Genomic DNA, 6,571 nt, shown 5'->3' on the forward strand with positions numbered 1-6,571 from the left:
ATGATGATGAAAAACCTGGGAAAAGGGGGCTCTGTTGGTTGGAAGTTCGGGCGGGGGGATTGTTTTCGCTCAGTCGATAGGTATGCCGTACTTTCTCATTTTGCGGTACAGGGAAGAAACGTCTATATTCAGGTATTGGGCGGCCAGCGATTTGTTCTGCCCGGTCTCCGCCAGGGCGTCGCAGATGAGCTGTTCTTCAAACTCCTGCACAATGGTTTTCAAGCCTTTGCTGCCATCAAAGCAATTGAGTTTTAATTTGGCACAGATGAAGGCCAGATGCCTCTTCCCGATCATGTCCACCTGATCCATGTGGGCCAGGCTCATGGCCCTTTCCATGACATTTTCCAATTCCCGGACATTTCCGGGCCAGGAATACTTGAGCAAGATGTCCAGGGCCTCATCCTTGATCCCTTTGATATTCATATTTAATCTCTGGTTTAAACCATTCAAGAAGGTACTGACCATGTGCAAGATATCGCCTTTTCTATTCCTTAAGGGGGGTATCTCTATCTGCATCACGTTCAGCCGGTAAAACAGGTCCTCCCGGAATGACCCTTTTTGCACCATCAGTTCCAGGTTGCGATTGGTGGCCGAAATGACCCGCACATTGATATCGATTGGGTTGTTGCCCCCCAAACGCTCGATGACCTGTTCCTGCAAAACTACCAGGAGCTTGCTCTGCATGGCCAGGGGCATTTCCCCGATTTCATCGAGGAAAATGGTGCCGTGGTTAGCCAGTTCAAATTTCCCCAACCGGCCTCCTTTTTTGGCTCCGGTGAAGGCCCCGTCCTCATAGCCAAAAAGCTCGGCCTCCAGCAGTGACTCCGGAATGGCCGCGCAGTTAACCCGCACAAAAGGGCGGTTACAGCGTATACTGGCCTTGTGAATGGCATGGGCGAACAACTCTTTGCCAGTGCCGCTTTCGCCGATGATCAGCACCTTGGTATTATCCTGCCGGGCTACCTGCCTGGCCAGAATTTTGGCCTGGAGAAATACGCGTTCTTCCCCAATCAGATCATCAAAAGAGTATCTTGAGGTATGTGCATTCAAAACCTCGCCTTTGAGCATGTTGTTTTCCGCCAGAAGGTTCTCCAGTATATTCTTGTGGTCCCAGATATTCATGGAAATACTGTAAGAGAAGCAGCCCACCAACTCATCTTCTTTGAAAATCGGAACTGCAGAAGCGATCATCTGATAGCCGTTGATGTTCCAGTTATAGGCGGTTATCGCCTTGCCGGTGCGAAGGACTTTGGTGGTCTGTGTGGCCGGGGTGATGGAGGCGATCGGCTGCCCCAATGCCTTGTCTGCAGACAATTTCAGCACCCGCAGATAGGTCTTATTCATGTATTTGACTAAGCCCTCTTTATCCACCACAATTAAACAAATGTTGGGATTATCATCAAAGATACCAGGAACGGTCAGACTGCTATCCAAGTTTTCTCCTCCCCAGCCCTAATACCTTTACTGGTCTTATAACCATAATATGGCTATTTATTAGTTTTATGCCTGAGGCAAGGATGCAAGCCGGGACCGTCCCCCAATATTGCCCTTCGGCAGTCGCCACCCAGTGGTCACCCTGTATATGTAATATTTACCTATGAGGCTAATCTCTCAAATAAACATGATAATATTTCCATGAAATATGGAGTTATTGTTAGATATTCGGCCATAATGTTCAAATTAGCCTGGTTGCCTACAGCAGTTGCTTAACATATATTAAATATCAGGACAAACCGGGAGAGTTATTTCAGTTGTACTTAAGAGTTCAGGTAAAGATTAGGAGGTACTCATGAAGCAAAAATTGATTCTGGTATTTGCGATTCTGATGATAGGCTTGTTTGCCACACAGGCAATCGCTGCCGACATTCCAGTGTTGATCGAAGGACAGGCCGTGGAGTTTGTGGACCAAAAGCCTTACATAGATGAAAATAATCGTACCCTGGTTCCGATGAGAGCTCCGATGGAAGCTTTAGGGGCAACTGTGAGCTGGGATGCAGAACAATATCAGGCTACCTTTGAAAAAGACGGGATCGTTGTAGTATTTGTTATTGGGAACAATACTTACACTGTTAATGGGGAAGCAAAAGAAATGGACACCAAGGCAGTTTTAACCGGAGACCGGACCTGCATCCCCATTCGTTATGCGGCTGAGGCGTTGGGTTATACGGTTTTATGGAACAGTGAAACCTCTACTGTGGACATAGTAGCCTCTGACCCTGAAGGCGATCAAGCCGTTCCGGATGAAGGCACTGTCGATGAGAATACCGGCGAGGGGACCACTGACGAAAACATCGTTGATGACGGGGCTGCCGATGAGAATTCAGATGAAGGCGCAGAAGATCCCATTGCGGATGAATCCGCGCTTGAATAGAGAGCTATTACATAAGCCAGCCCAAATTGGATTTTATGTTGTGTGATTTATGAAATAACCACCCGGTTAATGTGAATAGGGATCCTGTATAACAGCAATATCAGCTGAAACCGCCCGCATGACGGGCGGTTTTAACTTCTTAGACAGTCTGCCGTTTTAAGAACCTCCCCGCTGGCGATTCTGGATTTATAGCCTGATTCTGCGCTTCAGCATGCGGCGCGCTCTGATGAACCAGCGCAAGATAAACAACAGGGCTACAATGCCTATTATCAGATATGCCAGCACCTTGAAGGCCGTGACAACGAAGCTGACCCAAGCCGGTCGGCCGTTTTCTTCCGCAGGATCAAAATTATATAGATACACCGATCCCAAATCGGCATACTGCAGGCTGCCGGCGGAGTCAAGTCGAATATTCAACTGCAGATCAGGCGGTTTGTTCTGACTTTCATCCACCAGCCGGTAATCAACCGATACCTCCTCAGGGCTGATACTGTTGTGAATCAGCCGGGTAAAAATAGTATCTTGATTTTGATTTAAAATATCGGCTATAAGTTTGGTTTGGTCCTGGCCGCGGGAAGGGGTTACAAGTTCAGCGGGATTAAAGCTGGCTTCTGTAAACTGATTGAATCCGTAATCAAACAGGGCCATGGTATCCGTATACACCCCGTAAGCCTGACTTTTCATGACCACCGCGATGAGTTCGCGATCCCCGCGCTGGGCGGCCGTCACCAGCGTATTCTGGGATATCGCGGTATAGCCGGTCTTGCCCCCTATCACTCCCTCATAGTAAAATTTGTTGGTGGTGAGCATTCTGTGCTCCGACCACAAATCACGGGACTCAGGCTGCTTGTTGGTCGAGGGAATGGTGTAGCGTACCGTTCCAAAAATCCCCCTGAATTTATCGTTCTGCAAGGCAACCCTGGTGATCATAGCCATGTCATAGGCAGTGCTCACATGCTCCTCATCGGGCAACCCGTGGGGGTTGACGAAATTGCTGTTCAAGGCCCCGGCTTCACGGGCACGCTGGTTCATCAACACCGCAAAATCCTCCACGCTGCCGCTGATGTGTTCGGCGATGCCGTTGCTGGCGTCGTTGGCCGAAGGCAGCATGGCCGCCATCAAGGCCTGTTCAAGGGTTATCTCTTCGCCATCTGTAAGGGCGATATGCGAAGATCCCCTGAGGATGCTGAACACCGCTTCCCGCGACATAGTAACCTTATCCTGCTGCTGGCCGTGTTCTATTCCCAGAAGTATGGTCAGGATCTTGGTAATGGAGGCCGGGTACAGCTGGGTATGCATGTTTTTCTCATATAAAACCTGCCCGGTTTTAGCATCCATCAGTACCGCCGATTCAGATACGATCTGGGGCGTTTGAAAAGCTTCATTCGCCGCGGCGGCGCGGATAGGAGCGCTCGCCGCAAGCAGCACCACAAGCACTACAGCTAAATATATTTTCACCGGCTGCTTCAGCTTAACGGCCGCAGCATCTACATACCTAATAAAACTTCTAATCGCATCAGTAATATCATTCATATAATTCATAATCTATATAAAAAGCTCCAGATATGTCGTTGGTTCAGTATTAATCAGCAACGATGCAACGCGCATTGACGTTGCGGTTTATATTTCTGGTCGGTTGAGGTATTTGCTATCATACTATTTGGTTGCTCTTGTTTTTAACACCATTATCCATAGCCCCAAATGCCAGCAAACCCACCACTATTAATTTACCCAATTCTTTAGCATGCGCCTTGGTATTGGCCAGCTCCTGACGGGCCATCGTTTTGTCGCCTTTGAAATAATGCTTCCCGGCCTCCACTGCGCTGCCGGTGGTCTTGGCGCCTGCTTCATAAGTACTGGCAATTCCTCGTTCCACACCCGAAACCAGATCTTTACCCGCGGTTTTAGCCCTTTTTATGCCGCTGTCTACCTTTATTTCATCCTTTATAAGATAACCTGCTCCAGCCTCAAGGCCTCCATCCACTACGTCGGTCAAGGTTTTAACCGTGTTTTCCGTCACCCGCACCGTATTGGATCCGATCTCACCGGCGGTTTTAACAAGGTCGCTATCTCTGTACTTTTTCCCGATCTGACGGGTACTTGCGGTGATAATGCAATCAAGTCCATTAGCCAGCAATCCAACTGTGCCCTTGATCGCTTGACCGAAAATACTCATTGAGCTTCACCTTTTCAGATAATTTCCTAGTCTATATTATCATAATTATGCCGTAAGCGGGGACCGGTTATTAAAGGCATTAAAGGCATGCGCGCAAGCGGGGGTGACCGTTAGGGACGGTGACGGTCCCCTTCACCCTTGTCAGCCTGTCACCCGGACGCCGGAGTCAGCCCGCCGACAATTCCGCGAAACTAATCCAATATGTCAATGCCAATCATCCTCATCAGATACCTGGCGTTGCTGGTTTTGCATGGTCCTGATCTTAGGCGGTAGTCAAACTGTATTGCATCGTCTGAGTAGGTTTCAATAAAATGATAGTTTTTGATCCTACCGCCCGGCTCATCTTCAAAATCGCACAATTGATAATCATGGGTCGATATCAAACCGATAATCCAATCTTTATTAAGGTTCATAAGAACATTCCGGGCCCCCGCAACCCGATCCCGTGAATTGGTTCCTCTAAACAACTCATCAATGAGAAATATCATGGGAACATGGTTTTGGGCATAATCAATGATCATTTTTATCCGCAGCAATTCCGCATAAAATGTAGAGATGCCGCTATTTAAATCGTCATTGATCCGCATCGAAGTAAAGATATCCATGATTGAACAGGCAAAATGCCTGGCACATACCGGAGCCCCGGCATAGGCCAGCACCAAATTTACCCCTATGGTCCTTAGTAAAGTCGTTTTTCCTGACATGTTGGAGCCCGTAACAACACATATCTGGTTTTCCACGCTAAGTTGGTTGACAACTCTGTTTTTTGCAGCAATGAGCGGATGTCCTATATCCTCGGCGTTAATAAAAAGCTTGTTCTGATCAAACTCAGGATAACACCAATGAGGGTTTAACTGGGCAAGCAAAGCCATGCTTGACAGGGCTTCATATATGCCGAGATGATAGACCCATTTACGCAAGTATGAACCGGATTTGGCTCTCCATCTTTCCAGGGCAAATACACAATGGAAATCCATAAAAATTACATTATTAAGAATAAAATAAATAATCGGATTATACTTAAATCCAATCGCTCCGACAATCTTGTCCAGAACTTTTATCTGTTGTGAGGCGGGCTCGTCTTGATTAAACAGCCCGGATTGTAGTTCCAACAGATAAGGCTCGCGAAACGTTTCCTTTTCGATATGCTCGAACAGTCCCTGATAAACAGATAGCTTGTTTTTATAGGTATGGACCGTATCCAGAATCTGGTTTACCCGCCGGCTTCCCCAGATATTAACAATGAACTGTAAGCCGAACAAAACCAGGGGTATATATATCGAAACAGATCGAGCTCCATACCCGAGAATAAAAGATGCGATGGTCATAACGGGCAGGATATAAAATATAGCCTTGATCCAAGCTTTAGAAAACAGCTGCTCTGCATTTTCCACATAGGCAAAGAGGTTTTCAGGATTTTTCTTAAAATTCGCTGCCCCCATGCCCAGGCACTGTAAATCCTGAGTCCAGTCCAGCTTCAAAGCGAGTTCCTGGACGGCTTTTTGCCTTTCGGTAATCCTCGCCCTATCCTGCAGAGGATTTTCCAGCCAATCTCGGATAAATTCTCTTCCCTGATAGGTATTGCTGGTATTTAGCCACTGAAACAGCGAGCTGCGTCCGAAAATGTCCAGATCATCAATATATCTGTGTTGAGGATTGGCATATTCTTTTCCATCATCATCAAAGCAGGTCCAATCCCCTTCCAGCCGCTGCACGCATTTATGATTTATTTCTACCATATAGCGATATCGGTTGGCCTGCCTGATAACCTTATCATGCTTTAGGACCAGGCATAAAAAAGTGCTCAACGAAATACTTAAAAGGATAAATCCAGGGGTTGGTCCGCTATAGTAAAAAACCATCCCGGTTAATAAAGCACCGATGAGGAAGCAGTATAAACGCAGCGAGCTTAATCTGTCTGAATACTTGTCCAGCTTTTCCGTTTTACTGATATAGTCTTGCCAACGTTTCCCAAATTTATCAATTGACTCATTCATATTCATACCCAACCTAAAATAGATGTG

Annotated in this window: 5 protein-coding genes; 1 reads left to right on the top strand and 4 read right to left on the bottom strand. The window is 47.1% G+C overall.

Translation table 11 applies throughout. The annotated features are described in order from the left end of the window. Positions 1–69: 69 nt before the first annotated feature. Positions 70–1,434 (bottom strand): sigma-54 interaction domain-containing protein, encoded by a 1,365-nt coding sequence (locus B3W37_RS12495; protein ID WP_483176013.1) that lies wholly within the window; start codon positions 1,432–1,434, stop codon positions 70–72. Between the two features lie 355 nt (positions 1,435–1,789). Between B3W37_RS12495 and B3W37_RS12500 the strand changes: the two genes are divergently transcribed. After that, positions 1,790–2,371 carry a copper amine oxidase N-terminal domain-containing protein gene (locus B3W37_RS12500; RefSeq protein WP_483168630.1) on the top strand — a complete coding sequence of 194 codons (582 nt, stop codon included), beginning with the start codon at positions 1,790–1,792 and terminating at the stop codon, positions 2,369–2,371. 186 nt (positions 2,372–2,557) lie between these two features. On the opposite strand, the gene B3W37_RS12505 is transcribed toward B3W37_RS12500, so the two are convergent. The 3 genes from B3W37_RS12505 to B3W37_RS12515 form a co-directional block, all read right to left on the bottom strand. Next, positions 2,558–3,913 carry a D-alanyl-D-alanine carboxypeptidase family protein gene (locus B3W37_RS12505; RefSeq protein WP_483176014.1) on the bottom strand — a complete coding sequence of 452 codons (1,356 nt, stop codon included), beginning with the start codon at positions 3,911–3,913 and terminating at the stop codon, positions 2,558–2,560. Positions 3,914–4,022: 109 nt separating this feature from the next. Next, on the bottom strand, positions 4,023–4,547 hold the full coding sequence (locus B3W37_RS12510; RefSeq protein ID WP_483176015.1) for a hypothetical protein: 525 nt from the start codon (positions 4,545–4,547) through the stop codon (positions 4,023–4,025). 191 nt (positions 4,548–4,738) lie between these two features. Beyond that, positions 4,739–6,571 (bottom strand): MutS-related protein (locus B3W37_RS12515; RefSeq protein ID WP_483176016.1); only part of this gene is annotated, 1,833 nt, incomplete at its 5' end.

It is taken from the genome of Syntrophomonas sp. UBA5494, from assembly GCF_002426325.1.

Coding starts and splice junctions, on each gene's coding strand:
- B3W37_RS12500 (WP_483168630.1), top strand. CDS start 1,790: ATGAAGCAAAAATTGATTCTGGTATTTGCGATTCTGATGATAGGCTTG.
- B3W37_RS12505 (WP_483176014.1), bottom strand. CDS start 3,913: ATGAATTATATGAATGATATTACTGATGCGATTAGAAGTTTTATTAGG.
- B3W37_RS12510 (WP_483176015.1), bottom strand. CDS start 4,547: ATGAGTATTTTCGGTCAAGCGATCAAGGGCACAGTTGGATTGCTGGCT.